This is a genomic window from Pantoea sp. SS70 (assembly GCF_029866845.1).
Lineage (GTDB): Bacteria > Pseudomonadota > Gammaproteobacteria > Enterobacterales > Enterobacteriaceae > Pantoea > Pantoea leporis.
Window position 1 is genome coordinate 629,586 of sequence record NZ_CP117200.1, and the last position, 24,747, is coordinate 654,332.

Below are 24,747 nucleotides of genomic sequence, written 5' to 3' on the forward strand. Positions count from 1 at the left end.
TGCCAGGAACAGTGATGACGCAAAAACCGGTAATGCACAGCGCCCATTGGGGCGCTTTTCATGCCCAGCAACAGGGCGATCGGCTCACCATCGAACCGTTCAAGGGCGATCCCGATCCCAGCCCGCTGCTGCAAAATTTCCGCACTGCGTTAAACCATCCGGCGCGCGTATCCCGTCCGATGGTGCGCCGTGGCTGGCTGGAGAACGGCCCGGGCGCGGACGATCGTCGTGGCAATGATGAGTACGTCGCGGTGAGCTGGGATGAAGCTTACGCGCTGGTCACGCGCGAACTGCAACGCGTCGGCGATAAGTACGGCCCGGAAGGCATCTTCGGCGGCTCTTACGGCTGGTCAAGCGCGGGGCGCTTCCACCACGCGCAAAGTCAGGTGCATCGCTTCCTCAACACCACGCTCGGCGGCTACGTGCGTTCAGTCAACAGCTACAGTTCCGGCTCCGCGTCGGTGTTGCTGCCGCATATCGTCGGCGACATGAATGAAATTGCCCGTCGCGGCGTCAGTTGGGAAGAGATCGCCCAGCACAGCGACATCGTGTTGGCATTTGGCGGTTTGGCGCTGAAAAACTCGCAGGTCGCCAGCGGCGGTTTGAGCGAACACACCGAGCGCGGCTTTATGCAGCAGGCGGCTGAGCGCGGCACTCGCTTTATCTCGGTCAGCCCGCTGCAAAGCGATCTCCCTGAAGAAGCGCAGGGCGAATGGCTGGCGCTGCGTCCGGGCACTGACGCGGCCTTCATCCTCGGCGTGTTATCGGTATTGATCGCTGAACAGCTGACCGATGAGGCTTTCCTCGCGCGCTACACCGTGGGCTGGCCAGAAATGGCGGCCTACATTCGTGGCGAAGAAGATGGCACGCCGCGCGATGCAGCGTGGGCAGCAGAAATTTGTGGCGTGAGTGCTGCGTTCATCAGCGATTTTGCTCGCCAGCTGCACGGCAAACGCGTGCTGGTGACGGTGGCGCATGCCTTGCAGCGCGCCGAAAACGGCGAACAGCCGGTGTGGCTGGGATTGGTGCTGGCGGCCGCACTTGGTCAGCCGGGCTTGCCGGGCGGCGGCTACACCTATGCGCTGGGTGCGCTGGGCCATTACGGTAAGCATCACAATCTGGTGAGTTTTCCGGCGCTACCGCAGGGTAAAAACGGTATCGATCGTCTGATTCCGGTGGCGCGTATCTCCGATATGCTGCTCAATCCCGGCAAGCCGTTTGATTACAATGGCCGCCGTTTAACCTATCCGCACATCCGTCTGGCATATTGGGCCGGCGGCAATCCGTTCCATCATCATCAGGATCTCGCGCGCTTGCGTCAGGCTTTTTGTCAGCTGGATACGCTGATCGTGCATGAGATCGCCTGGACCGCCAGCGCGCGCCATGCCGATATCGTTTTGCCCGCCACCATGACGCTGGAGCGCGAAGACATTGGCGGCGCACCCACCGATCGCCACTTGTTTGCCATGCAACCGGTGGCGCAGCCGTTCGGTGAAGCCAAAGATGATTACGCGATTTTCACCGAGCTGGCGCGCCGTTTAGGCCGCGAAGAGGCCTTCACCGAAGGGCGCGATACGCGCGGCTGGTTGCAGCATCATTACGCCCAGCTGCAGCAGAAGCTGGCGGCGCATCAGGTTGAGATCCCCGACTTCGAGAAGTTTTGGCAACAAGGCGTGCTGGAGTTGCCGCAGCTGAAAGACGGCGGCCGTATGATCAACGCGTTCCGCGCCGACCCGGAAGCGTCGCCGCTGCCGACGCCGAGCGGGAAAATTGAAATTTTCTCTGCCACCATGGCCAGCTTTAACTACGAAAACTGTCCGGGACATCCGGTGTGGCGTGAACCGCAGCAAAAACCGAATCCCGATCATCCGTTTTGGTTGATCGCCAATCAGCCGGCGACGCGTTTGCACAGCCAGCTCGATTTTGGTGATTACAGCCTGAGCGGCAAACGCCATGGCCGCGAAGTGTGCAGTTTGCATCCGGTGGATGCGGCGGCGTCAGACATTAATGATGGCGATATTATCGAGCTCTACAACGCGCGCGGCCACGTGCTCGCCAGTGCGCGTCTCACCGAAACCATCATGCGCGGCGTGGTGCAGTTGCCGACCGGCGCCTGGTATGATCCCGTCGATCCTACCGCGCTGCGTCCGCTGTGCCGTCACGGTAATCCCAATGTGTTGACGCTGGATATCGGCACGTCTTCATTGGCACAAGGTTGCAGCGGACAAATCACCGTCGTGCAGGTGCGTAAATATCGCGGCGAAGTGACGCCGGTACAGGCGTTTATTCCGCCTGCCTAAAAGCAGACGCATCTCAATAAATCAAAGTGTGACTTTGTCTCACCGAGTGATAGACTCAGTGTGACAAAGTTACACTTTGGAGGATGTATGGCTTTAACCAAACTGCGTCAGCAAGGCGGAGCCGTTGTGCTAACGATTCCCAGTGACATCGCGACCAAAGCGGGTTGGCATGTGGGGATTGAGCTAGATGTCACTGCAACTGACGAGTCAATCAACATCAAACCTGTTAACCGGCTCGCACGCGGCAGGAAAACGATGGACCAACTGTTAGCTGGCATTGATCAGGAAGAGATTCGCCAGTTTAATGAAGCCGTCAGCGACGATTTGCAGGATAAACCGCAGGGCAAGGAGGCTATCTGATGATATCGCGCAGAGTTCCGCAGTTAGGTGAAATCTGGCACGTCAACGCTGATCCCGTTGAAGGCAGGGAGTTTAAAGGGCCGCATTATTATCTGGTGATTTCACGGCGGGAACTCGTCGCTGCTTTAGGGACAGCGGTTTGCATTCCGGTAACCAGCGGTGGCGGCGCATCACGCTCGAGGGCTGTTGCGGTGTATCTGGATGGCAGCAGCACGGATACCGGCAGCGTAACTGGCGTAGCGTTGTGCTACCAACTTCGTTCTCTTGACCTGACCGCGCGGAAGGCAAGTTTCGCCGCGAAAGTTGAATCGCACGTCATGGATGAAATCCTGTCGATGGTAGTGGATTTGATTGATCCGCGTTAAAAAGCTGAATGCGCACCCTACGAAAATCACGATGACAATCGTAGGGACGCCATTCATGAATGCCGCCCCGTTCACCCTAACTGACTAGCTTTTTCATCTCACGCCGTGGTTTTCCGGTTATGGGTCAAATCTTTCACCGTTTCCGCTGCACGTTTACCGGCGAGGAACGCGTGGTCCGAGTTGTAATATTCCCATTCGCTGTAGCGCCCGGAAAGATGGATGCCTTGCGTCGCCAGCCAGCTACGAATCAGCGTGACGTTGGCGGTACGTTGATGGTCATAAACCACATAGGCGTAAGGCATATCCACTTCGCTGGCGGTAACGATCTCATCATCGGCATTGATGATGCCGACCCGAATACAATCCGCAATGCAGCGTTCAATCAACGCATCGCCTTCGCAAGGAAGCGGCTGATCGTCGCGATAGGTCATTTCGCAGGTCAGGCCAAAACCGCCTTCTGGATTGCAGTGCGGGCTGGCGTTGCCCTGTAAAAAGATGCGGTGGAACAGCGTGTTGCCGGGATAGTAAATCCAGTGTTTGTCGCTGATATTGGCGCGGCCAATGCCCAGATTGACGCAGCGCACCGAGATATGACGCAGTTGCTTCGCTGCTTTCTGCACCGCTTCTGGTGCAAAGCTGCCCATCAATCGCACCAGTTCGGGCAGCGGCAAGGTGCTGATCATCTGGTCATAATGAAACTGTCGACCATCACTTAACAGCACGCGCCGTTGCAACGGCTGAATTTCGCTGACGCCCGCTTCCATCTCCAGCGTGCAGTCCAGATGTGGCAGAAATCCCTCCATCAGCGCCTGAAAACCGCCGCGCAGCGGATAGCCAAAGCGCGCATTGGGGCCGACCGGCTTATCCAGCGGCGCCAGCGCGCCGGAGATGATCTGCTCCAAATCCGGCAGCGGCACACGTCCGCCGAGCCATGAGGTTTCCATATTCACCAGCGGGGTTTTCCACAGTTTCTGGTTATACGGCAGGGCGAAATGTAGGGCGATGCCTTTGCCCCAGGTACGGAAAATAAAGCTTTCGAAATCTTCGCTCTCCGGCTGACAAACCAGGCTTTCACCATCCGGGATGGCGCCATCGGCGCAGCAATCACGCCGCGCCTCGGTGGCCACCGCCTGTAAAGCGGGAGGCGACGCATAGCGCGCTTCAATCGCGCCTAGCACACACTCGCCAATCACTTCGGCAGGCAAACCATGCAGCGCCGACTGGAACGGATAGCGGGTGTAAACATCATGGCTGTAAACCCAGGCTTCACGCGTTTGCCAGTGCTGATTGTCGCCCAGCAGGATATCGTACAGGCGCAACACGTAAGGATCGTTGGAGAACATAATGTGGCCGGCGTGATCGAAGGTGAATCCCTGATCCTCGACTTAACGGCACCAGCCGCCCACGGTGGCATTTTTCTCCAGCACCACTGCGCCTGCGCCGTAGTGATAACCGGCGCTCAACCCCGTTGGGCCGGCCCCCAAAATCAAGCACGCAACGGTGTTGTGCGCCAGCGCGGGCGGAGGGGCGGCGGCTATTTCGGGATGGGAAATCTGACGTTGGGTCAGCGCCACGATATGCGCCTGCATCTCATCGACAGTGCGATCCCACGAGGTTTCCGCAACGCGTGTCGCCATGTTTTTCGCTAGCTGATAGCGGGTTTCCACCGGCATGCTGAGCGCCGCTTCACAGGCCTGAACAAAGCTCTGATGCGAGTCGGCGATGCTCACCACGTCGGCATAGTGTCGCGCCACATCGGCAATCGCGGTGCTGACAATCGGCAGCTGCGCTGCCATGTACTCCAGCACTTTGGTAGGACTGATAAAGCGCGTCGAAGCATTGAGCGCGAACGGCATCAGGCAAAGATCCCAGCCGGCGAGAAAGTGCGGCAAGGCGGCGTACGGTTGCTGGCCGAACCAGTGCAGATTGCTGCGCTGGGGCAGGCTGGCGGCATCAATTTTCACCACCGGACCGACCATCACGATCTGCCAGTCGGGATGCGCATCGGCCAGCGCGGCAATCAGCGTCAAATCGAGGCGTTCATCAATTACGCCGTAATAGCCGAGGCGCGGTTTTGGCAGGTTTTCCTGCAGCGGATGACTGTTAGTGCGGTCCAGCGCCTGTTCGAAATGTCCCGCATCGACGCTGCTTGGGCAGCAGAAAACCTGCGGATGGCGATGTTTCTTCGCTTCATACAGGCTGGTGCCGCCGGTGAACACCAAATCGGCGCGGCTCAACAGCGCCGATTCACGCTGCTGAAGCTGGCGCGGCGCCTGGTTAAAGGCGGAGAGTTCATCCATGCAGTCATAGATAATCGCGCTCGGTGTAAAGCAGGCCAGCAGCGGCAGCGCCATCGGCGTATAAAACCACACCAGCGGCGTTTCATCGTCAGCAAGCAGTTCAGCCAGCAGCGGTTGCAGCACGGCGATTTGGCTATCGTGAAAGCCAGGCGCGGCCACATCGGTATGCGGTTCGATCACCGTCACGTTTGGTGCGGGCTGATATTGGCGTAACGCGGCTTCACCGGGCTGATAAATCGGCTCTTCAATAAACACAATGCGGTGGAACTGGGCGAGGCGCGATAACAGATGCTGTGGACGTTGAAAGACAAATCCCCAACGTAAATGACTGAATACCACTAATACGGATTGTTTCATGACGCTTTCCTCTGGCCTGCTGGCCGCGGTGATAAGACCCTGAAAACGGGCTAATAATCGTTGTGATTGCTGTAATGACGCGGCATAAACCGGGTTCAGCAGGCGCTTTTTGTGGGGATCGACATCCCACAATCCGCTGCGTGGCCAGTGTTCGAGATCTTCCCAAAGTGGGCGATCGATAATCGGATAAAGACAGATGCCGCGGATATCACAGCCGTTCAGCTGTGCCTGCGCGACATCTGCGGTTACTTGTGAAATCCAGGCGGCGCGTCCGCTGCCGACGTGGCTGGTTTCCGCCAGCAAAATGGGCCGCTGGTAACGCTCAGTTAACTGCGCCAGCAGCGGATGCAGCGGCACGCGGCGCGCATCGCCCAGATGCCACTCCAGCAGGCAACCCGACCCAGTGAGCCACTGATTGCTGTGGTAATAATTGGCGCCAACCACATCGAGATAGTGCGGTTTGCCGCCGAGTTCCGGCTCGCGCAAACCGGCGATCATGTCCCACGCCTGATATTGCGAAGCGTTGATCTCGCGGGTGTGCTGCCGACACGCATCGCTCTCTTCATCCGGCACCACGTGAATAATCGGGTCGCAGTGCAGGAAACGCGCACGCGGATCTGCAAGGCGAATGGCGGCGCAACCCGCCAGCGTGGCGCGAATCAATTGACGTTTAATCTCATCGGGATCGTTATGGGCATTATTACCAAACAGGCCGACAGAAATTCCCCACGCCATAAACGAGATTTCATTCATCGGCGAATAAATGGGTGCGTCTTCATAATATTCCGCGAGAAAGCGCGCCATGCGCTGACAAAAAGCGGCGAAGCGCGGCACAAATTCGCTGGAAAATAAGGTTAAGTCATCCGGCCAGCCGTAATGGCAAAAGGTCCAGTTAATTTGCACGCCAAAGGAGCGCGCCGAATTCATGCGTTTTTTTAAACTTTCGAGCGTGATTTGCGGTTCCATTTCCGCCAGTCGCCAGCCAATACTTTCGCGGGCGGAGGTAATGCCAAACTGCTGCAGCGCGGCGTAATCGTTATGGTATTGCGATAAATGGTCGGTCAACGCATTCATTGAAAGCCGCTCGCCGAAGGGATTGATATGATCCGCTCCCTCATAACCGGCTTGCCAAAAGCTGGAAAATGGCGACATGATGTTCCCCCGGAATAACATTCAGGAAATAGCAATAAATAAAAGAAGTTAATCGTGTTATAGGGGCGCCATTTAAGGCAACCAGGGAAATCGACTGTTGAACCTAATTCAAATTATAACCACGCTTTGGCTTAGCGCAAATGGCTGAGCTGAAAAGAAAATAAGCCCAGCGTGAATTTTTCTTATTTAAGTGAAGCGGTAAGAAGAAATGAAGATATTATTGTTGCGCGATTTCTTACGCTTAACTCACATAATGAAAAGAAGGGCGATGTTTAATTTATTTCATTACTACACTTTAATTAACCCAATTCGGGTTTACGGAGGTACGTATGTCAGAACGTCCAGATGATGATGTAATTCCACTGCCAGGTGATGATGAAACATTACCTGACGAAGATGATGATTTACCCCGCGATACTGAATTCCCTGAAGATCAGCAACCTAAAATCTGAAAATCGGTCGAGCCGCCGCTGGCGGCTCACTATTTAGAGTGCACTCTGCTGTAATTCCCCCATAATACCTCTCCAGGATTCATTTATTTTTTTAACACTTAAGGGAGAGATACGATGGTCAACGACTATTTCACACAGCCACCGATTGGCGTCACGGTTGAGCAGCATAAACGCACCGTTGCGGTTGCGGCGGCATTAGCGGTGGCAAAAGAGTCAGTTAGCGCCTCAACCTCTGCCAGCGGATCAAAGGCATCGTGGGATTTGCAGGCGGTTGCCAATGAGATCGCAAATCTGGCCGATGCCATTCAGGATGCGCTGGAGCCGGTCGAAACGCTTTAAGCGAGCAGCTGGGTTAACTGCGCCAGATGCGTGCTGTTAGCCAACTCGCTGCTGTTCAGCAGTTGTTGCTGACGTAGCGGAGATTCCTGCTGCAGTGCCGCGCGCAGCTTGCCTGCGACATCCACCGCATCGGCCAGCGATTGCTGACGTGTGCGGTGATGCTGCAACTGCAAGCCATCGCGTAGCGTAATCGTCACCAGATGAAAACGCAGCGCCGGGTTAATCGCATCCGGTGGCGCACCTTCATCTGGCGTACGACGCACCTTTGCTGCCAGCGGCATCACCTCTTGATTCAACTCGCCTTCGGCAAAATCCTGCAAACGCAAATCGCCATACATCAGCATCGCGGCGATCACATATTCCAGACTGAAACGCGCTTCGATGCCGTTGGTTGGAACGCGCACCGATGCCGCAATATCACCGCCCGGCGGAAACGCCACGCTAATTTCGCTAATGTTTTCCAGCAAACTTTCCAGTGATTTACCGCTCGCCAGCCATTGATTGCGCAAGATGCGCGTGGCTTCGGCGGCGCTGTGCGTACCGGCGCAGGTGGGGAAGGGTTTGAATTCCAGCCCAGGCGCGACGATGCGCCACGGCTGCGCCCAATGCTCAATCAGTTTTTCCGGCTGCGCCTGGCCATTGCTGGTGGCGGAGATGAAAGCGTCAATCACGCCGTCCTGCTTGCCATCAAAGCCTGCCAGCGTCAGCTGTGCGGCGCTCACCGCGCGTTCAGCTGCAAACCCGGCATGCAGCGGCTTTACCGCCGAACCAAACTGCGCGCGTAAGCCGCTGGCCTGCGTGGTGGCGATGCCGAGCAGCGTTGCGGTGGCAGCCACATCTAACGCCAGCAAACGCGCCAGCGCGGCGGCAGCGGCAACTGTGCCAAGCGTCGCGGTATTGTGATGACCTAAAGCGTAATGCTGCTGGCTGACGGCGAGGCCTAAACGTCCGGCAACCTCCACGCCGACCGCATAGGCATCAAGAAACTGATCCAGCTCAGAGGGCTGCAACTGCTGCCAGGCAAAGAGCGCAGGCAGAATCACAACGCTGGGATGCCCGCGAAAATCCGCATGGAAATCATCGTAATCCAGCGCGTGGCTGGCATATCCGAGCAGCAGGGCGTTGGCTCGCGCGCTGCCGTCGCCATATACGCTGCGCAGCGCCGGTAATCCGCTGTCTGGCACCTGACCTTGCAGTACCGGCCAGCTGACGGCGAGGAAATCACGCACCCCTTCGCGTGCCGCATTACGTGCGGTGGCGTCCGGTTGGCTGTGAACAATGCGCTCAGCCAGCGCGGCAGTCAGGCTCATCAGCTCACGCTCTTCAGCGCTGCGACCGCCAGATTGGCGAGATAGCGCGACGTCGGCAGCAGCACATCATCATTGATGCGAAACGCCGGGTGGTGCAGCGCATAAGGCTCGCCGGTGCCAATCATCATAAACGCGCCCGGCAGCTGTTGCTGATAGAACGCGAAGTCTTCGCCGATTGGGCTGGCTTCCACCACGCGCGCCTCAAAGCCGCTGGCGCTGGCCTGCTGCAAGGCAAAATCCGCCCAATGCGCATCATTTACCACCGATGGCGGACCCGCGTGCCAGTTGAATTTCACCTCGGCGGCGAAAGCGGCGCCGATACCTTGCACGATTTCACGGAAGCGCTGCTCCAGACGTTCGCGCGTTTCCTGCGAGAACGAGCGCACCGTGCCTTCCAGCCAGGCGCTATCAGGAATCACGTTCCAGGTGCTGCCGCTGTGAATCTGGGTAATCGAGACCACCGCGTTATCGCCGGATGGCGCATTGCGGCTAATCAGCGTTTGTGCGGCCGAGACAATTTGCGCGGCAATCACAATCGGATCGTTACCCTGATGCGGTTTGGCGGCGTGGCTACCCATGCCGGTGATGCTGATATCAAAGCGATCGACTGCGGCGGTGAGCGGACCGGCTTTGCTGCCAATCACGCCTGGCGGCAGCGACGGATCGTTGTGAATGCCGAAGATTGCCACCGCATCATCCAGCGCGCCGGTCGCGATCACATCGGGCGCGCCCTGGCCGGTCTCTTCAGCGGCCTGGAACAGAATACGCACGCGACCTGGCAGCGTATCTTCCTGCTGTTTGAGCAGAATCGCTGCCCCCAGCGCCGCCGAACTGTGAAAGTCGTGGCCGCAGGCGTGCATCACGCCGGGACGTTCAGATCGGAAGCTCACATCTGACTGCTCTTCAATCGGCAGCGCGTCAATATCGGAGCGTAACACCATCAATGGGCCTTTTTCCGCCCCGATTTCCGCCACTAAACCGGTTTTGAGCGGGAGATCCAGCACGCGAATCTGGTGTTGCTCTAATTGCTGACGAATTCGTGCGGTGGTTTCAAACTCTTGATTGGAGAGCTCGGGAAAACGGTGCAGTTCATGGCGGAAAGCGATCAGCTGTTCGCCTAAGGTGTCGAGAGATTGGCTCATGCTTTTACTCCTTGTTGTGCCGCCTGGCGTGTTAACCACGCATCGTGGGCGCTTTCATCCAGTACTTTCTTCATATATTGCGTGATATGCCCTTTGCCGAGATCGGTGGTGTGCATCAGCTGGAAACCGCGCTTTTTGTACATCTCGATCAGCCACGGATGGCTAGTGGCGGTGCCGAGCGACACCGCAGGCGCGCGTAACTGGCCCAGCAAGATCTCCTGCTCGAGACGATCCTGCACCTGACGACCAAATTGCTGGCCGGGATAATCGGGATGCGCGCCAAACCAGCCGATATGCGGCAGGCCAAACGGGCCGGGCAGCGGTCCCCACGGATAGCGTACGGTAACGGATGAGACCATCACATCATCGGCATACAGCGCATAAACACCGTGGCTCTGCAGATGACGCAGTGTCTTGGCAAGGTCGGCGGTGGCGGCATCAAATTTAATGCCGAGCGCCAGCGTGGGTGCATACGCGGCATGCATCAGCGCCTGATAGGTTTCCACCTCGTCTTCTCTAACCTGACGAAATTCAAGTGACATAGACATCCCCGGGAAAAAACCGCCATCAGGCGGAGAATCAAAAAACAGGCACCTTCCATAGCGGCGCGATTCATCGCGCAATAAATTGCGCCGCTACGCAAGGTGCTCGTCTGTTATAAGGGTTCAGATTACCAGCAAAGCCATTCCCCGCTATATGTGAAAAATAACTAAGCTAATGCGAATTTGTGAAAATGAAATCTCCCCTTTTGCATTGCTTAAATCGTTATTTACCGTAGTATGCAGAAAATACATAGCGCTATAACTATTCTGTATTAACCCTCTGAATTATCTTAATTTAATCCGTTATAGCCTTATTCTTAATCAGGGTGACGCCGTGTTAGCGATCAAATCTCCGCGTGCATATGCACATGAATCCGGTTTGCGTGCGCGCGCCGGTGAATTTATCAAACCTTACGCTTCCCATATTCGCGTCTTTACTTCCCCCCGCGCCTGGCAGGCCGTTAATCCGGAATTAACCCAGAGCCTTGAAGCCAATGATATTCGCTGGGAAATAGAGTATCTGACCGGTGAATGCACCGATGCCGCGATTGAAACCCTGAAGCACAATGTCGAGCGGCAGGGCGCTGAACTGCTGTTTGCGATCGGCGGCGGGCGCGTGCTGGATGCGGCAAAAGCGGTGGGTAGCCAGCTGCCCGATCTCAAGGTGATCAACTTCGCCACGGTTGCCGCGACTTGCGCTGCCTGGTCGCCGGTGGCGATTGTTTACAACGAGCAGGGCGGCCATGTGCGCAGCCAGCCGCTGGGCAAAATGCCGGATTTGGTACTGGTCGATAGCGAGATTATCGCGCGCAGCGACGTGCGTTACCTGAAGGCTGGCATCGTTGATGCGCTGGCAAAATATTATGAGTTCTATCCGTATCAGCGTAACAATCCCAACGATCTGGCGCTGGATCTCAAAGTGATGACCGCCAAACGCGCGCTGGATCTCTATCGCGAGCTGGGCCCGGCGGCGGTAGCCGCTAACCAGCAACAGCAGGTCACGCCGGAGCTGGTGAAAATCATCGATGCCAATATCGTGTTGGCCGGATTAGCCAACAGCGTGCGCGATGTGCTGCCGACGCCAGGTTTTGCTCACGCCATTCACAATCGTCTGACGCATCAGCCGGAACTGCATCAATGGCTGCACGGTGAAAAAGTGGGTTACAGCCTGCTGGTGCAATCGCTGATTGAGCATAACGGCGTGCCGGATGCCGATCTGCTGACGCTACTGCGTGCGTACGACATGCCGCTGACCTTAGCGCCGTTAACCGGTGACCGCGCGGCGACGATTCGCACCATCGCAGAACAGATTAAATTTCCGGCGGCCAGCGCCGAACGTCTGCCATTCCGCATCTCTGCCGATGCGCTGGAACAGGCGCTGCTGGCGACCGAGAACACGTTTTAAATCGCACCACTTTTTATTGACCAGGACAAATTAATGGCTAACTCAAAACAACAACGCCGCATCCGTTTAGGCCTTTTCGTGCAGCCGGTAGGACAACACGTCAGCGGCTGGCGTCTGACGGAAAAGCTCGGCGATCCAACTGACATCGACTGGCTGATCACCATCGCCAAAAAAGCCGAAGCCGGTAAATTCGATCTGTTCTTCGTAGGCGATGCGCTGGCCACCAGCATGTATCGTCTGCCCTCGACCATGGCGCGCCTTGAGCCGCTGACCATGCTGTCGGCGCTGGCGGTGAATACCAAACGCATCGGTCTGGCGGCAACGGCGTCCACCACCTTTAGCGATCCGTTCACCATGGCGCGCAGCTTCTCTTCGCTGGATCACATCAGCCGTGGTCGCGCGGCATGGAACGTGGTGACCTCGTTCTCTACCGATGTAGCGCGTAACTTTAGCCGCAACGATATGCCAAACCATGCCGAGCGTTATGCGCGTGCGCGCGAATTCCTCGAAGTGGCTGACAAGCTGTGGGCCGGTTGGGAAGAGGGCGCGGTGCAGCCGAACAAAGAGACCGGTGCGTACTTTGTTGATGAAAAAATCCAGCCGATTAACCATGAAGGCGAGCACTTCCAGGTGCAGGGTCCGCTGAATATCACCCGTTCGCCGCAGGGTCGTCCAGTGATCATCGAAGCCGGTTCCTCCGCCGATGGTCAGAAACTGGCGGCGGAAACCGCGGAAGTGATCTTCACCGCGGCTGCCAGCCTCGAAGAAGCACAAACTTTCTACCGTTCGCAGAAAGATCAGGTCATTGCCGCTGGTCGTAATCCGGATCATGTGGTGATTATGCCGGGCGTGATGCCGATTGTGGGCCGCACGCGTGAAGAGGCCAAAGCACTGTGGAAAGAGCTCAACACGCTGGTGGACATCGAAAACGGTCTGCGTCAGCTGTCGCTGCGTTTCAGCATGGATCTCAGCCAGTTCCCGCTGGATGGTCCGGTGCCAGAAGTGCCGCTGGGCGAGGGCAACCAGAGCCGCGTTAAACTGATGACCGATATGGCGAAACGCGAAAATCTGACGCTGCGCGAGCTGGCGGCGGTGGCTGCTGGTTCACGCGGACATCGCGTGATTGTCGGTACCGCCGAAGATATCGCTGACGATTTCGAGCTGTGGATGAACGAGGGCGGCGCGGATGGTTTCAATATCATGCCGGCGATCATGTCCGAGCAGCTGGATCTGTTTGTTGAGCTAGTGATCCCTGAACTGCGCCGTCGCGGCCTGTTCCGTGACGATTACGAGTTCGCCACGCTGCGTGAAAACCTCGGCTTGCCGGTGGTCTAACCCATTAAGGAGCTCAACATGGTCACCTTATCAAAGCGTGTGCAGTCCGTGTCGCTCTCTGCCAATGCGGCGGCGCGTCAACTGACGCGCCAGCTGAAAGAGCAGGGCGTGGATATTCTCGATCTCACCACTGGTGAGCCAGATTTTGATACGCCCGCGCATATTCGCCAGGCGGCGGTGGCGGCAATGGAAGCCGGTGAAACGCGCTACACGCCGACCAACGGCACCACGCCGCTGCGCAAAGCGGTGCTGGCTAAGCTGAAAAATGAAAATCAGCTTGATTATGAGCTGTCGCAAATATGCATCGCCAACGGCGCCAAGCAGATTATTTTCAACGCCTTTGCCGCCACGCTGAATGAAGGCGATGAGGTGATTGTGCCGGTGCCGTATTGGCCGACGTTTCCGGATAGCGTGCGTTTCAACGGCGGCGAAGCGGTGCTGCTGGCGTGTCCGCTGGAGCAGGAATACAAGTTGCAGCCGCAGCAGCTGGCGCAGGCGATCACTGCTAAAACCCGCTGGCTGGTGCTGAACAATCCCGGCAATCCTTCTGGCATGGTGTACAGCGCAGATGAGCTGACCGCGCTGGCGACGGTGCTGCGCGATCATCCTGATGTGCTGATCATGCTGGATGAACTCTACGAGCATATTCTGTTTGATGGTCGTGAACATATTAGCCTGCTGCACGTTGCGCCGGATTTAGCCGACCGTATTCTGCTGGTGGGCGGCGTGTCGAAAACCTACGCCATGACCGGCTGGCGCATCGGTTTCGGTGCCGGGCCTAAAGCGTTGATCGACGCGATGGTGGTGGTGCAGTCGCAAAACAGCTCCGGTGCCAGCGCGATCAGTCAGGCTGCAGCGGTGGCGGCGTATAACGGTGGACTCGACTTTTTGCCGCCGCAACGCACGGCTTATCAGGATCGCCGCGATGCGATTATGGCGCTGTTAAAGCCGGTGCAGGAAATTGACGTGCTTAATCCTGATGGCGCGTTCTTTATTTTCTGTCGCTGCGCCGGTTTATTAGGCAAAACGCGTCCCGATGGTCAGAAGATCGAAAGCGAGCAAGATGTGATGAATTATCTGCTGGAAAGCGGTGTCTCTGGCGTGGCGGGCAGCGCGTACGGATTATCACCTTATTTCCGTTTGTCGATTGCCACCGACATTGAAACGGTGCGTGAAGCGGGCCGCAGAATTGCGCAGGCCTGTGCGGTTCTGAAATAAGCTTATTAGTAAAAGACGTCAGATATTTCCGGGAGATTATCTGACTTAACGGCAAGTATGATGCGCAATCCGGTATCGCTTGCCAGGATTATGTTTACGACGTTTTAAAAGCGTATATCAAACAGATTAACGCGCAGAAGTAATAACGAAAAAACGCAGCACTTACGCTGCGTTTTTACTGTTCATGCGCTGTACAGCAAGTCACCGATTAAATCAGGAAATCATCCATTGAACCGCCCGCTTCCAGTGCGGCTTTAATCGGTGATGGCGTACGGCCCTGGCCGGTCCACAATTTCTCGTTACCCTGTTCGTCGATGAACTTATACTTCGCGGGGCGCGGAGCACGTTTCGACTTGGGTTTGCTTTCCTGGGTAGTTAATTGCGCCAGGTCACTAATATCAATACCGTCTTTCAACAACATCTCTTTATAAAGCGCCAGCTTTTCTTCTTTTTCGCGCTGGGCTGCAGTTTCTGCTTCCGCTTCTTCACGGCGCTCTGCGACGACCACGGCGAATTTTTCCAGCATCTCTTCTAATGCTGCGACGTCAATATTACGCGCCTCGGCACGCAGCGTACGAAGATTGTTCAATGCTTTAAGTGCATCGCTCATGTATTAATCCTTATTACTTATTTAACTGGTGTAAAGGGAAGCATTCTACGAGATTTTTTGCCAAAGTAAAATAATCAAACGTGGGCAGAATTGTCTGTAAAATATCCGGGTGATCAGAGATTCCTTTATATTCCGTGACGCTTTATCGAGCTATTTGGCTTATTCACGTGACGCGGGAGAGTAAGGAGAATAATAGTGGGTGATTGATTATGCGTGTGTATGCGGTGCGTGTGAAGGTCGCCATAAATGGTTACCGTACACATAAGAATCTGTTCAATTTCACATAGTTGCCGAAAGCCCCGCCATGAATCTTCCTGAAAATAACGTAAGTCAACTATTACTCGTTGAAGAATAAGGCTTTTCACCAAGTGTAAAAGTGTCAGTAAACTGGTAACAATTTCTTGCATTGGAAATCTTAATGCGTATATTTCTCATTTGCTTTCTTAACGGCTTCCTTACTGTCGTTCCTCTTTCCGACGTCAGCAGCGGTGCCGCAAAAAAATAACGATAAGTTGATTGAGGAATCGTATGTCTTTCAGTGATTTGCGCGTCAGGAAACCCGGCAGTGCGCCTCAGCGTGCGTTACGTCTCTCTTTACTGGCTGTGATGGTTGCGTCGGGTATCGCGCAGGCAGCAGAGACCACCAACACCGAACAGACGCTGAACGTGGATGCCAGCGCCAACGCCGATCAGCAACAGCAGGCGGCACAGGATTACAGCGTACCGGTGACGCGTGCCGGTACCAAAATGGCGCTCACCGCGCGCGATATTCCGCAATCGGTTTCAATCGTCAGCAAGCAGCGTATGCAAGACCAACAGCTGCAATCGCTGAACGATGTGCTGAAGAACACCACCGGTATCCACGGCGTCTCTTCCGATATGGACCGCACCAACTACTATTCGCGCGGTTTCCTGATCGACAACTATATGGTCGACGGTATTCCAACTGCCTTCGCCTCACGCTGGAACCTTGGCGACGCGCAGAGCGACATGGCGCTGTATGAGCGCGTCGAAGTGGTGCGCGGTGCCACCGGCTTGCTGACTGGCCCAGGTAATCCTTCCGCCTCCATCAACATGGTGCGCAAGCACGCCGATAGCAAAGAGTTCACCGGTGATGTTTCCGCCAGCTACGGCAGCTGGAACAAGCAGCGTTACGTTGCCGATCTCTCTGCACCGCTGTCGCCTGAAGGGAACGTGCGTGGTCGGCTAGTTGCGGGCTATGAAGACAAAAACAGCTTTATCGAACGCTACGGCGCAGACAAAAAGTTCGTTTATGGCGTGGTTGACGCTGATCTGACCGACTCCACCAAATTGTCGGTTGGTTACGAATTCACCCAGGTAAACACCGATTCGCCAATGTGGGGCGGCACACCGCGCTGGTATACCGACGGCTCACAAACGAAGTTGCGTCGTGGTTACAACACCGCGCCAGACTGGGCTTACAACAACAAAGAAAACAAAAAGGTCTTTGTTAACCTGCAGCAAAACTTCGATAACGGCTGGAACATCACGCTTAACGGCACGCATAACGAAATGTTCCTCGACAGCAAACAGCTGTATATCGATGGCTTCTTTGATAAAACCACCGGCGCGGGCTCTTCCTCTTACGCCGGCTATCCGGTTATCGGCGGCACCGGCTATAACACCGGCAAACGTAAAGTGGATGCGGTGGATGCCTTCGCCAGCGGCCCATACGAATTGTTGGGACGTCAGCATGAGTTGATGATTGGCGTTAACTACAGTCGTCAGGACAACAAGTACTACAGCTCGTGGGAGAACATCTCATCAGCAGAGCTGGGTAACTTCAATAACTACAACGGCGATTTCCCGGAATCCAACTGGGATCCGCGCGAACCGGCTTCAGATACACAGCTGGTACGTCAGAAATCTGCTTATCTGGCAACCCGCATCTCGCTGGCCGATCCGCTGCATGTGATTCTCGGCGCGCGTTATACCAACTGGAATCGTCAGACGCTGAGCGAAGAGATGGAGAAGAACAACATCACGCCGTACGGTGGTGTGATTTGGGACTTCTACGACAACTGGTCGGCGTATGCCAGCTACACCTCGGTATTCCAGCCGCAGGATTATCAGGATGCCTCGGGCGGATTCCTGGCGCCGGTGATTGGCAAAAACTACGAAGCGGGCGTGAAATCGGACTGGTTTAACAGCCGCCTGACTACCTCGATCTCCGTATTCCGCACCGAGCTGGATAATGTTGGCGAAGCGACCGGCGAAACTAACCCGGAAACGGGCAATGCCATCTATGTGGGTAAAAGTGGCGTAGTGAGCCGTGGCGTAGAGTTTGAAGTCAACGGCGCGGTAACCGATAACTGGCAGATGACCTTCGGCGGTACCAGTTATGTGGCGCAAGATCGCGAAGGCGAGAACTACAATTCTCAACTGCCACGCACCTCATTCAACCTCTTCACCAGCTATCGCTTGCCGATGCTGGATCAGTTGACCTTGGGTGGTGGCGTGACCTGGCAGTCGAAAACCTACGGCGACATTGGCGGTCCAGACGGCGAAGGCACCTGGCGCGCACGTCAGGGCAGCTACTCGGTGGTGGATCTGTTCGCACGCTACGACGTCACCAAAAACGTCTCGCTGCAGGCGAACATCAACAACCTGTTCGACAAAGAGTACGACACCAACGTCAGCAATGGCGGCATCGTGTACGGCGATCCGCGTAATTTCTCTGTCTCTGCGACGTATCGTTTTTAATCAAAATTTAGGGTGCGTGTCATGCGCACCCTATAATACCCCCGTGAAATCACCTTAAGCTGGCTTTTTTATGGCAGCCCGTATTTCTTCTGATTACCCTCCAGACCAATAAATTCCAGCGTCATGATGTACTCCTCTCAGCAGAAAGGGCGGATTTGCCCACGGAAGTGAAAATGGCGTCGTCCTGCGGCGTATGAATGCGGCCGCACAGCACGTTACGCAGGTGACGTTGTAACGGATGGTGGCGCGTCAGCGCATGATTACCGATGCTTTCCACCATCAGCTGCACGCTGCGAATGGCGTTTTCGGTCACCACCTGTTTGATTTGCGCGGCATGTCCGCTGGCAACGTGGCCTTGGGCAGCGCTGCTCAGCAGAGTTTGACTGGTAAACAGCAGCGTATCGATGCGGCCAACCAGCTCCTGGAAGCGTGGCAATGATGCCAGCGGTGCGCCAAGATTGGCCGGCACGCGCTGCTGCAAAAAGGCGATAAACCAGTCGCGTGCGCTATGCGCAATGGCGTCGTACAACGAACCGAGCAGCACCGCCATCCACAGCGATTCCTCTTCGTTGAGGCCGGGTCGCGGCGTGCTCCACGGCGCGACGTTGACCGCGTGATCGAGCGGGATCAGCACCTCGTCCAGCACCACTCGATGGCTACAGGTGCCGCGCATGCCGAGGTGATCCCACTCATCAATAATGTGGATGCCGGGCGCGTTGGCCGGCACCAGATAGCCGCCGACCAGCGGATCGGCATCGTCGCTGCTGGCCCACACCAGAAACCAACTCAGTCCATAGCTGCCGGTGGAGTAAATCTTCTCGCCGCTGATGCGCCAGCCTTCAGCGGTGCGGCGTGCGCGGGTGGCGGGCAATCCGCCGCGCGCGGGCGTGCCTAATTCGGGTTCGACGCGCAGCGCATTGATCAGCGCACCGTCGCGAATCACGCTCTCCGCCACCCTGCGGCGCACCGCGTCTGGCCAGTTTGAGCTGTCGTCGAGGCGACGCGTGTTGAGATACTGCATGATGAGGATCAGCGCTGCAGAAGGTTCGCCGCGCGCCACGGCCTGGATAATCGCCTGGCTTGCCAGCAGATCGCCGCCGCTGCCGCCCGACGCCGTCGGCAATACAAAATGCAGCAAGCCATGCTGCCGCAACACGCTAAAAGCGGTTTTAGGAAATTCGCCGCTGCGATCAACCTCTTCAGCGTCTTTTTCTAAGGCCTGAATAATCACCGGCAATATTTCAGCCAGAAAGGGCGGGTTATTTGCCATGCGTTATTAATCCCCTTATTAAATCAGGCTTAATTGTTTCCTGTTCTGCCACCGCTGTAAAAGCAATAAACCGGCTATATACATGCGGAATCGGCATAATTCTGCCGCCGGTGGAAGTGTTAATTTGCAATGGCTGTTTCTGCGCGAGCCATTAATTAGGGTCAACACCTTCACCTGCATTTATTTTTGGGAGTCATTTAATGCCAAATAATTATTTAGTTTCCCGTCGGCATTTTCTGGGATATTCCGCCGCAGCGGCGATGGCGGCAACGTTACCGGGCCGCGTGTTTGCCGATGATCATATGGCGGGCATGCAGATGCCCGGCGATTTACTGCAAGATGGCCCCGGAAAATGGGCGCTGGCGAAGCCAACGCATGTGCGTCTGGCGGTCAATCTCAACGCCATCTGCCTTGCGCCGGTAGTGGTGGCCGATCAGCATAACTTCTTTAAAGCGCACAACCTGGAAGTGGAGTTCGTTAACTTCGGCAACTCCACCGAACTGCTGCTGGAATCCATCGCCACCGGCAAAGCCGAAGCTGCCATCGGCATGGCGCTGCGCTGGCTGAAAGCGCTGGAGCAGGGCTTTGACGTCAAACTCACCGCCGGCACGCATGGCGGCTGTATGCGCCTGCTGGCGCGCGATGGCGGGCCGACCACGCTGGAGCAACTGAAAGGCAAAACCATTGGCGTCACCGACATGGCGGGCGCGGATAAAAACTTCTTCTCACTGATGCTGAAAAAGCACGGCGTCGATCCCAATACCGATGTCGACTGGCGCGTGTTCCCGCAGGATTTGCTGCCGATGGTGCTGGAGAAGGGCGAGATTCAGGCCGCCAGCGGTTCCGATCCGGTGATGTGGCGCTTAACCCAGAAGCCAGGCTACCGCGAGATTGGCACCAACTTAATGGACGAGTACGCCAGACTGAGTTGCTGTGTGGTGGGCACGCGCGGCAGTTTGATTCGCGAGCAGCCGGAAGTGGCGGCGGCGATCACCCACGCGATTTTGCAGGCGCATGCTTATGCGGCCAAACATCCCGAAGCGATTGGCAGCGAGTTTAACGGCCAGGCACTCAACACCACGCCGCAAGAGATCGCCAGCGTGCTGAAAACACATACGCACGGACACTATTCGGTGGGGAACGCGTTTGTGAATGAGATCGACGTGTATGCGCGCGATTTAAAGGCGATCAACGTGTTACGACCGGAAACCGATCCGCTATTGTTTGCTAAGGGGATTACCAGCAACGTGCTGGTTTAAATTGAAATCGCGCCGCTACGAAGACATGCAGGATTCTGTAGCGGCTCGATTTATCGCGCATTATTTTCAGGCGATTTTCCTGGAGGTTTGCACGGCGCTCGCCAGCTTCAGCGATTCGGCTGGTACCTGATGCGCGAACAGCTGGGTGGTTAAATAACTGCTGCCGCCATCGGCCAGCAACACCACAATGCGCTTGCCACGGTTCTCCGGTCGCGCTGTAACCTGTTGTGCCGCCCACAACACTGCCCCGGACGAATCCCCCACCAGCACGCCCTCGCTCAGCGCCAGCTGCCGTGCCGCTGTATACGCCTGCCAGGTTTCCACCGCGATCACTTCATCGTAAACGCGGTGATCGAGATTGGCAGGAATACGCTCAGGCGTCTGGTTGCTGAACGCATGCACGCCGGTGATCTCCAGTGGATCCGGACGCAGTTCGCTCGGCTGTGAACCCACGCCCGGCTCCACGGCGATAACCTGTAATCCCGGATGCTGCTGTTTGAGATAGCGTCCGGTGCCGGAGAGCGTGCCGCCGGTGCCGACGGCGGCGATAAAGATATCCAGCTCGCCGCCGCTGTCGCGCCAGATCTCCGGCCCGGTGGTGCGCTCATGCACCGCCGGATTGGCCGGATTATCCAGCTGCAGCAGGAAGTGCACTTCCGGTTCCGCTGCGGTGACCTGCTCGGCCAGCCATTTGGTGGCGGCGACGAAATCGCCGTTGCTGGCATCGTAAAACGCTTTGAAGCCTTCAATGGTGCTGAACGGCACCACTTCGGCACCGTACGCCTGAATAATCTGGCTGCGTTCGATGCTAACGAAATCATTGATATAGACGCGGAACTTATAGCCTTTCGCCGCCGCAATCGCCGCTAACCCAATGCCGGTGTTGCCGCTGGTGGTTTCAACCAGCGTATCGCCGGGCTGAATAATGCCGTTGCGTTCGGCGGCTTCAATCATGCTGAGGGCGATGCGATCTTTCACGCTGTGATTGGGATTAAACAGTTCGAGTTTGGCGACCAAATCGGCCTGAATATCGTGTTGCTGTGCGTAGCGAGACAGGCGCAGCAGCGGCGTGTTGCCAATCAGTTCAGTGATAGAAGCAGAAATTTTTGCAGCCATAATCGACCTCATAAATAGATGAGATGAGCTTGAATGATTGCGCGATTAATCGCGCCGCTACGGATGGGTGCACATACCGTAGCGGCGCAATTTATTACGCAATGTATGTCGTTACCATTTCACCGCGCTGCGCTGCCATGACAACAGGCGATCGCGCACCAGGAATAGCAGGGAGATCAGCGAAGAGAACAGCAGCGCCATCACAATTAGCGCGGCGTACATATTGGCGTAAGCCGCCCAGCCTTGCGCCCACTGCAGATACCAGCCGAGCCCGGACTTCACGCCCATCATCTCCGCTGCCACCAGCACCGAGAACGACGCGCCCAAACCCATAAACAGGCCAACAAACAAGTGCGGCAGCGCTGCCGGCACCGCCACGCGCAACACGAGGAACAGCGAATTGGCACCGAGCGTGCGCGCCACATCGTAATAACGCGTATCAACGCTGGAAACGCCCGACCAGGTTAGCACCGTCACCGGGAACCAGGTCGCCAGCGCAATCAGAAATACCGCCGCCGAGAAGCTTGACGGGAAGAAGTAGAGCGACAGCGGCAGCAGCGCGGTAGAAGGCACCGGGCCAAGGAAGCGCAGAATCGGATGCACCCAATAACCCAAGCCGCGCGACCAGCCAATCGCTACGCCGGTAATAAAGCCGACCACGCTGCCGTAGATAAAGCCGAAGGCCAGCAGACGCAGCGAATTGAGCACGCTATCCAGCAGGCGCGGCCAATCGGTGGCATAGGCTTCGACCAGCGCACGCGGCGGGGCGAAAAACGGCGCCGGCAGCAGCGCCAGTTTGCCGGTGACGGTTTCCCACAGGCCGATCAGCAGCGCCAGCACAATCAGCCACGGACCGCTGCGTTTGAGCGGCGCGAGTAAGGTCAGTCGCGGGAACAGACCCGAGGCAATCGCCAGCCCGGTGAGAAGCAGCGCGATGGCGGCAAACAGCTCGTGCGTTTCATTGACAAAGCGCGGGGCGGCAAAACCCTGCGGCTTATCCGGCACCGCCACCATCAGCGCGACCAGCGCCCACCACAGCAGGAGTGCACCCCAAACCGCCGGTTGAAGGCGGCGCGGCACATCACGGTTGCGGGCAATCGTCAGGGTTTCACTGGCCATTCTCGTCTCCTTAACTCGACATGTTGCTCATGTGCGCCATGTTGCTGGCGTGCTGATGGGCGGATTCCGCCGGCAACAGCTCCGGCACATAGTGTTCGGCGAAGCGCTGCGCATCGGTATCCGGGCGGATCACGTTGATTTTTTTCAACTCATCGATATACACCGCCACCTCTTTGCGCAGCTGCACACCGGTGGAATGATGACTATGAGTGTGCTCTTTCAGCATCGCGGCGATATCCTCCACCGCGACGGAGCCAGGCACAAACGGCTGGAAGATTTTCGCCGTCTCTTCCGGATGTTCGGCGGTCCACTGCTGCGCATCGACAATCGCCTGGGTGATAGCACGCGCGGTGGCGGGATCGTCACGTACCAGCGAGCCGCGCAGGCCCAGCACACAGCAGGTGAGGTTGGCGTATTCGCCTTTCAGGTTGTTATCGACTTCCACCAGATCGTGCTGCTTCTTCAGCAGCCAGCCCTGCGGATCGTCGGTAGCCAGCGCCTGCACTTCGCCTTTGCGCAGCGCTTCGCCAAACAGGTCGGGCGGATATTGCAGCCAGTTGACCTGCTTATCGGGATCGATGCCCTGTTTCGCCAGCTGAATGGCGAAGAAGTTGCGAATCGGGCTGGCTTGATCGCTGACCGCCACCGATTTGCCCACCAAATCTTTCACATCGCGGATGCCGCTATTTTGCGGCGCGAGTAAACGCATGCAGCCGCCGTGCGTGCCGACGGTGAGATCCACATCAAAACCCTGCTCCAGCGGTTTCAGCCAGCGCAGCGCCATGCCGATGCCGCCATCGGCCTGGCCGGTGGCAATCGCCTGTAACAGCGCATCGGTGGGGCCGCTGAAGTTCACCGGCTCAACATTCAAGCCGTACTTTTTAAAGAAGCCTTGCTTCAGCGCCACCGAAATCGGTGACTGACACACTGCGGTTTGCCCCCAGGCCAGCTTGATGGTTTTGAGGGATATTTCGTCGGCAAACACGTTGCTGCTCAGCAACGGATTCACCGCCACGCCGGCACTAAAGAGACCCAGTCCGCGTAATAACGCGCGGCGGCTCAGAGAGAATTGTTGCAATGCCATCCTGTCTTCCTTGTAGATAAAGTTCACAGGCACTATGGCAAAGGCAATTAGCGCGACCAAATAACAATCCCGCATGACATCATGCAGTTTTTCATTATGAATATTTGCGGATAGGTTTGCCGAAATGGCTATTTCGATGTGGGAAAGGCGAGGCTTATGCTTTATTTCTTAGCAAATCAAGCAGGAGCGAAAATATGGCTACCACTTCGGCGGGCGTTAATATTGCGATTGAGAAGGTGAATCATCACTTCACCCTAGAAGGCGAAGATTTACCGGTGCTGGAGAATATTAATTTGCAGGTAGAGGCCGGTGAATTTGTCGCGCTGCTGGGGCCGTCCGGCTGTGGCAAATCGACGCTGCTGCGTTTGCTGGCAGGCCTCGAACCGCCCGCCAGCGGGTTACTGGCGGAGGAGGGCAAAGCGATCACCGCGCCCGATCCGTCGCGCGTGGTGGTGTTTCAGGATCCCACGCTCTATCCGTGGCGCACCGTCTATGACAACGTCGGTCTCGGTTTGCAGATTCGTGGGGAGAGCCGGCCAGTGCGCGAACAGCGTATCAACGCGATGCTGGATCGCGTCGGCCTCAGGCAGTTTGCCCGTGCCTGGCCACATCAGCTTTCGGGCGGTATGGCGCAGCGTGCAGCGCTGGCTCGCGCGCTGGTTAACGTGCCGCGTTTGCTGATCCTCGATGAACCGCTCGGCAAGCTCGATTCCCTGACGCGATTGCGGATGCAGCAGGAGATTGTTGATCTGTGGCAGGAGCAGCAGTTCACCACGCTGATGGTGACGCACGATGTTGAAGAAGCGTTGGTGATGGCGAATCGCGTGGTGGTATTCAGCCCAAGACCGGCGAAAGTGGTGGATGTGATTGAGGTGGATCTGCCGTGGCCGCGCCGTCGCGATGATCCGCAGCTGGTGGCGCTGCGCAGCAGGATATTGGATTTGTTGGGGGCGGATCGGGTAGCTGCGTGATGTGGGTCGCCATTCAT

19 protein-coding genes and 1 pseudogene are annotated in these 24,747 nt (G+C 56.7%); 11 read left to right on the forward strand and 9 right to left on the reverse strand.

Features of this window, described 5'->3' with window-relative positions; genetic code table 11:
• Positions 1 to 14 precede the first annotated feature (14 nt).
• The 3 genes from PO881_RS22450 to PO881_RS22460 all read left to right on the forward strand — a co-directional run bounded on the left by PO881_RS22450 (position 15) and on the right by PO881_RS22460 (position 3,025).
• Entirely contained in the window at positions 15 to 2,300 is a 2,286-nt protein-coding gene (locus PO881_RS22450) for a molybdopterin-dependent oxidoreductase (RefSeq protein ID WP_280173049.1), read from the forward strand.
• Positions 2,301 to 2,387: 87 nt separating this feature from the next.
• Positions 2,388 to 2,660 (forward strand): antitoxin, encoded by a 273-nt coding sequence (locus tag PO881_RS22455; RefSeq protein ID WP_110867195.1) that lies wholly within the window; start codon positions 2,388 to 2,390, stop codon positions 2,658 to 2,660.
• Positions 2,660 to 3,025 carry a type II toxin-antitoxin system PemK/MazF family toxin gene (locus PO881_RS22460; protein WP_280173050.1) on the forward strand — a complete coding sequence of 122 codons (366 nt, stop codon included), beginning with the start codon at positions 2,660 to 2,662 and terminating at the stop codon, positions 3,023 to 3,025. Before PO881_RS22455 ends, PO881_RS22460 begins: the two co-directional genes overlap by 1 nt.
• 98 nt (positions 3,026 to 3,123) lie before the next feature.
• Here PO881_RS22460 and PO881_RS22465 read toward each other — a convergent pair.
• A pseudogene (locus PO881_RS22465) lies at positions 3,124 to 6,834 on the reverse strand (FAD-dependent oxidoreductase).
• 329 nt (positions 6,835 to 7,163) lie between these two features.
• Here PO881_RS22465 and PO881_RS22470 point away from each other — a divergent pair.
• The gene (locus PO881_RS22470) at positions 7,164 to 7,286 is read left to right on the forward strand and encodes a hypothetical protein (RefSeq protein WP_255421536.1); all 123 of its coding nucleotides are present in this window, start codon (positions 7,164 to 7,166) and stop codon (positions 7,284 to 7,286) included.
• Between the two features lie 114 nt (positions 7,287 to 7,400).
• A complete protein-coding gene (locus PO881_RS22475; RefSeq protein WP_007890034.1) occupies positions 7,401 to 7,625 on the forward strand; it encodes a hypothetical protein in 225 nt (74 codons plus the stop codon).
• Here the strand turns inward: PO881_RS22475 and PO881_RS22480 are convergent.
• The 3 genes from PO881_RS22480 to PO881_RS22490 are packed head-to-tail and all read right to left on the reverse strand — an operon-like array spanning position 7,622 to position 10,619.
• Positions 7,622 to 8,935 (reverse strand): MmgE/PrpD family protein, encoded by a 1,314-nt coding sequence (locus PO881_RS22480; protein ID WP_280173053.1) that lies wholly within the window; start codon positions 8,933 to 8,935, stop codon positions 7,622 to 7,624. The genes PO881_RS22475 and PO881_RS22480 overlap by 4 nt on opposite strands.
• Positions 8,935 to 10,077, reverse strand: coding sequence for an amidohydrolase (locus PO881_RS22485; RefSeq protein WP_101761351.1), 1,143 nt, complete (start codon positions 10,075 to 10,077; stop codon positions 8,935 to 8,937). Before PO881_RS22485 ends, PO881_RS22480 begins: the two co-directional genes overlap by 1 nt.
• Positions 10,074 to 10,619 carry a GNAT family N-acetyltransferase gene (locus tag PO881_RS22490; protein ID WP_101761773.1) on the reverse strand — a complete coding sequence of 182 codons (546 nt, stop codon included), beginning with the start codon at positions 10,617 to 10,619 and terminating at the stop codon, positions 10,074 to 10,076. The genes PO881_RS22485 and PO881_RS22490 overlap by 4 nt, the downstream gene beginning before the upstream one ends.
• A 334-nt stretch (positions 10,620 to 10,953) precedes the next feature.
• Here PO881_RS22490 and PO881_RS22495 point away from each other — a divergent pair, with 334 nt between their 5' ends.
• Genes PO881_RS22495 through PO881_RS22505 form a run of 3 tightly spaced genes read left to right on the forward strand, consistent with a single transcriptional unit; the run spans position 10,954 to position 14,577 of the window.
• Entirely contained in the window at positions 10,954 to 12,024 is a 1,071-nt protein-coding gene (locus PO881_RS22495; RefSeq protein WP_280173054.1) for an iron-containing alcohol dehydrogenase family protein, read from the forward strand.
• A gap of 33 nt (positions 12,025 to 12,057) precedes the next feature.
• Positions 12,058 to 13,359, forward strand: a complete 1,302-nt coding sequence (locus tag PO881_RS22500; protein ID WP_101761353.1) for an LLM class flavin-dependent oxidoreductase — start codon at positions 12,058 to 12,060, stop codon at positions 13,357 to 13,359.
• Positions 13,360 to 13,377: 18 nt separating this feature from the next.
• Positions 13,378 to 14,577, forward strand: a complete 1,200-nt coding sequence (locus PO881_RS22505) for an aminotransferase class I/II-fold pyridoxal phosphate-dependent enzyme (RefSeq protein ID WP_280173055.1) — start codon at positions 13,378 to 13,380, stop codon at positions 14,575 to 14,577.
• Positions 14,578 to 14,785: 208 nt separating this feature from the next.
• Here the strand turns inward: PO881_RS22505 and PO881_RS22510 are convergent, their stop codons facing one another.
• Positions 14,786 to 15,187 (reverse strand): H-NS family nucleoid-associated regulatory protein, encoded by a 402-nt coding sequence (locus PO881_RS22510; protein WP_101761355.1) that lies wholly within the window; start codon positions 15,185 to 15,187, stop codon positions 14,786 to 14,788.
• A gap of 528 nt (positions 15,188 to 15,715) precedes the next feature.
• Here PO881_RS22510 and fhuE point away from each other — a divergent pair.
• Entirely contained in the window at positions 15,716 to 17,911 is a 2,196-nt protein-coding gene (gene fhuE / locus PO881_RS22515; protein WP_280173056.1) for a ferric-rhodotorulic acid/ferric-coprogen receptor FhuE, read from the forward strand.
• Between the two features lie 121 nt (positions 17,912 to 18,032).
• On the opposite strand, the gene PO881_RS22520 is transcribed toward fhuE, so the two are convergent.
• Complete coding sequence (locus PO881_RS22520; protein ID WP_280173057.1) at positions 18,033 to 19,181, reverse strand: acyl-CoA dehydrogenase family protein; 1,149 nt, start codon at positions 19,179 to 19,181, stop codon at positions 18,033 to 18,035.
• A 200-nt stretch (positions 19,182 to 19,381) separates the two neighbouring features.
• Here PO881_RS22520 and PO881_RS22525 point away from each other — a divergent pair, with 200 nt between their 5' ends.
• Positions 19,382 to 20,440 (forward strand): ABC transporter substrate-binding protein, encoded by a 1,059-nt coding sequence (locus PO881_RS22525; protein WP_210080245.1) that lies wholly within the window; start codon positions 19,382 to 19,384, stop codon positions 20,438 to 20,440.
• Positions 20,441 to 20,506: 66 nt separating this feature from the next.
• Here the strand turns inward: PO881_RS22525 and PO881_RS22530 are convergent, their stop codons facing one another.
• From PO881_RS22530 to PO881_RS22540, 3 genes are all read right to left on the reverse strand, one after another.
• Positions 20,507 to 21,556: a pyridoxal-phosphate dependent enzyme gene (locus PO881_RS22530; RefSeq protein WP_280173058.1), complete on the reverse strand. Its 1,050-nt coding sequence runs from the start codon at positions 21,554 to 21,556 to the stop codon at positions 20,507 to 20,509.
• A gap of 111 nt (positions 21,557 to 21,667) precedes the next feature.
• On the reverse strand, positions 21,668 to 22,675 hold the full coding sequence (locus tag PO881_RS22535; RefSeq protein ID WP_137386995.1) for an ABC transporter permease subunit: 1,008 nt from the start codon (positions 22,673 to 22,675) through the stop codon (positions 21,668 to 21,670).
• Positions 22,676 to 22,685: 10 nt separating this feature from the next.
• Complete coding sequence (locus tag PO881_RS22540) at positions 22,686 to 23,759, reverse strand: ABC transporter substrate-binding protein (RefSeq protein ID WP_280173059.1); 1,074 nt, start codon at positions 23,757 to 23,759, stop codon at positions 22,686 to 22,688.
• 194 nt (positions 23,760 to 23,953) lie between these two features.
• Here PO881_RS22540 and PO881_RS22545 point away from each other — a divergent pair, with 194 nt between their 5' ends.
• Positions 23,954 to 24,730 carry an ABC transporter ATP-binding protein gene (locus PO881_RS22545; protein WP_137386993.1) on the forward strand — a complete coding sequence of 259 codons (777 nt, stop codon included), beginning with the start codon at positions 23,954 to 23,956 and terminating at the stop codon, positions 24,728 to 24,730.
• The last annotated feature ends 17 nt before the right edge of the window (positions 24,731 to 24,747 follow it).

Bases quoted from the DNA above. Each gene is read 5' to 3' on its own strand.
- PO881_RS22490 (WP_101761773.1), bottom strand. From the start codon at position 10,619: ATGTCACTTGAATTTCGTCAGGTTAGAGAAGACGAGGTGGAAACCTAT.
- PO881_RS22530 (WP_280173058.1), bottom strand. From the start codon at position 21,556: ATGGCTGCAAAAATTTCTGCTTCTATCACTGAACTGATTGGCAACACG.
- fhuE (WP_280173056.1), top strand. From the start codon at position 15,716: ATGTCTTTCAGTGATTTGCGCGTCAGGAAACCCGGCAGTGCGCCTCAG.
- PO881_RS22475 (WP_007890034.1), top strand. From the start codon at position 7,401: ATGGTCAACGACTATTTCACACAGCCACCGATTGGCGTCACGGTTGAG.
- PO881_RS22540 (WP_280173059.1), bottom strand. From the start codon at position 23,759: ATGGCATTGCAACAATTCTCTCTGAGCCGCCGCGCGTTATTACGCGGA.
- PO881_RS22535 (WP_137386995.1), bottom strand. From the start codon at position 22,675: ATGGCCAGTGAAACCCTGACGATTGCCCGCAACCGTGATGTGCCGCGC.
- PO881_RS22470 (WP_255421536.1), top strand. From the start codon at position 7,164: ATGTCAGAACGTCCAGATGATGATGTAATTCCACTGCCAGGTGATGAT.
- PO881_RS22545 (WP_137386993.1), top strand. From the start codon at position 23,954: ATGGCTACCACTTCGGCGGGCGTTAATATTGCGATTGAGAAGGTGAAT.
- PO881_RS22520 (WP_280173057.1), bottom strand. From the start codon at position 19,181: ATGGCAAATAACCCGCCCTTTCTGGCTGAAATATTGCCGGTGATTATT.
- PO881_RS22505 (WP_280173055.1), top strand. From the start codon at position 13,378: ATGGTCACCTTATCAAAGCGTGTGCAGTCCGTGTCGCTCTCTGCCAAT.
- PO881_RS22455 (WP_110867195.1), top strand. From the start codon at position 2,388: ATGGCTTTAACCAAACTGCGTCAGCAAGGCGGAGCCGTTGTGCTAACG.
- PO881_RS22460 (WP_280173050.1), top strand. From the start codon at position 2,660: ATGATATCGCGCAGAGTTCCGCAGTTAGGTGAAATCTGGCACGTCAAC.
- PO881_RS22500 (WP_101761353.1), top strand. From the start codon at position 12,058: ATGGCTAACTCAAAACAACAACGCCGCATCCGTTTAGGCCTTTTCGTG.
- PO881_RS22450 (WP_280173049.1), top strand. From the start codon at position 15: ATGACGCAAAAACCGGTAATGCACAGCGCCCATTGGGGCGCTTTTCAT.
- PO881_RS22480 (WP_280173053.1), bottom strand. From the start codon at position 8,935: ATGAGCCTGACTGCCGCGCTGGCTGAGCGCATTGTTCACAGCCAACCG.
- PO881_RS22510 (WP_101761355.1), bottom strand. From the start codon at position 15,187: ATGAGCGATGCACTTAAAGCATTGAACAATCTTCGTACGCTGCGTGCC.
- PO881_RS22485 (WP_101761351.1), bottom strand. From the start codon at position 10,077: ATGAGCCAATCTCTCGACACCTTAGGCGAACAGCTGATCGCTTTCCGC.
- PO881_RS22525 (WP_210080245.1), top strand. From the start codon at position 19,382: ATGCCAAATAATTATTTAGTTTCCCGTCGGCATTTTCTGGGATATTCC.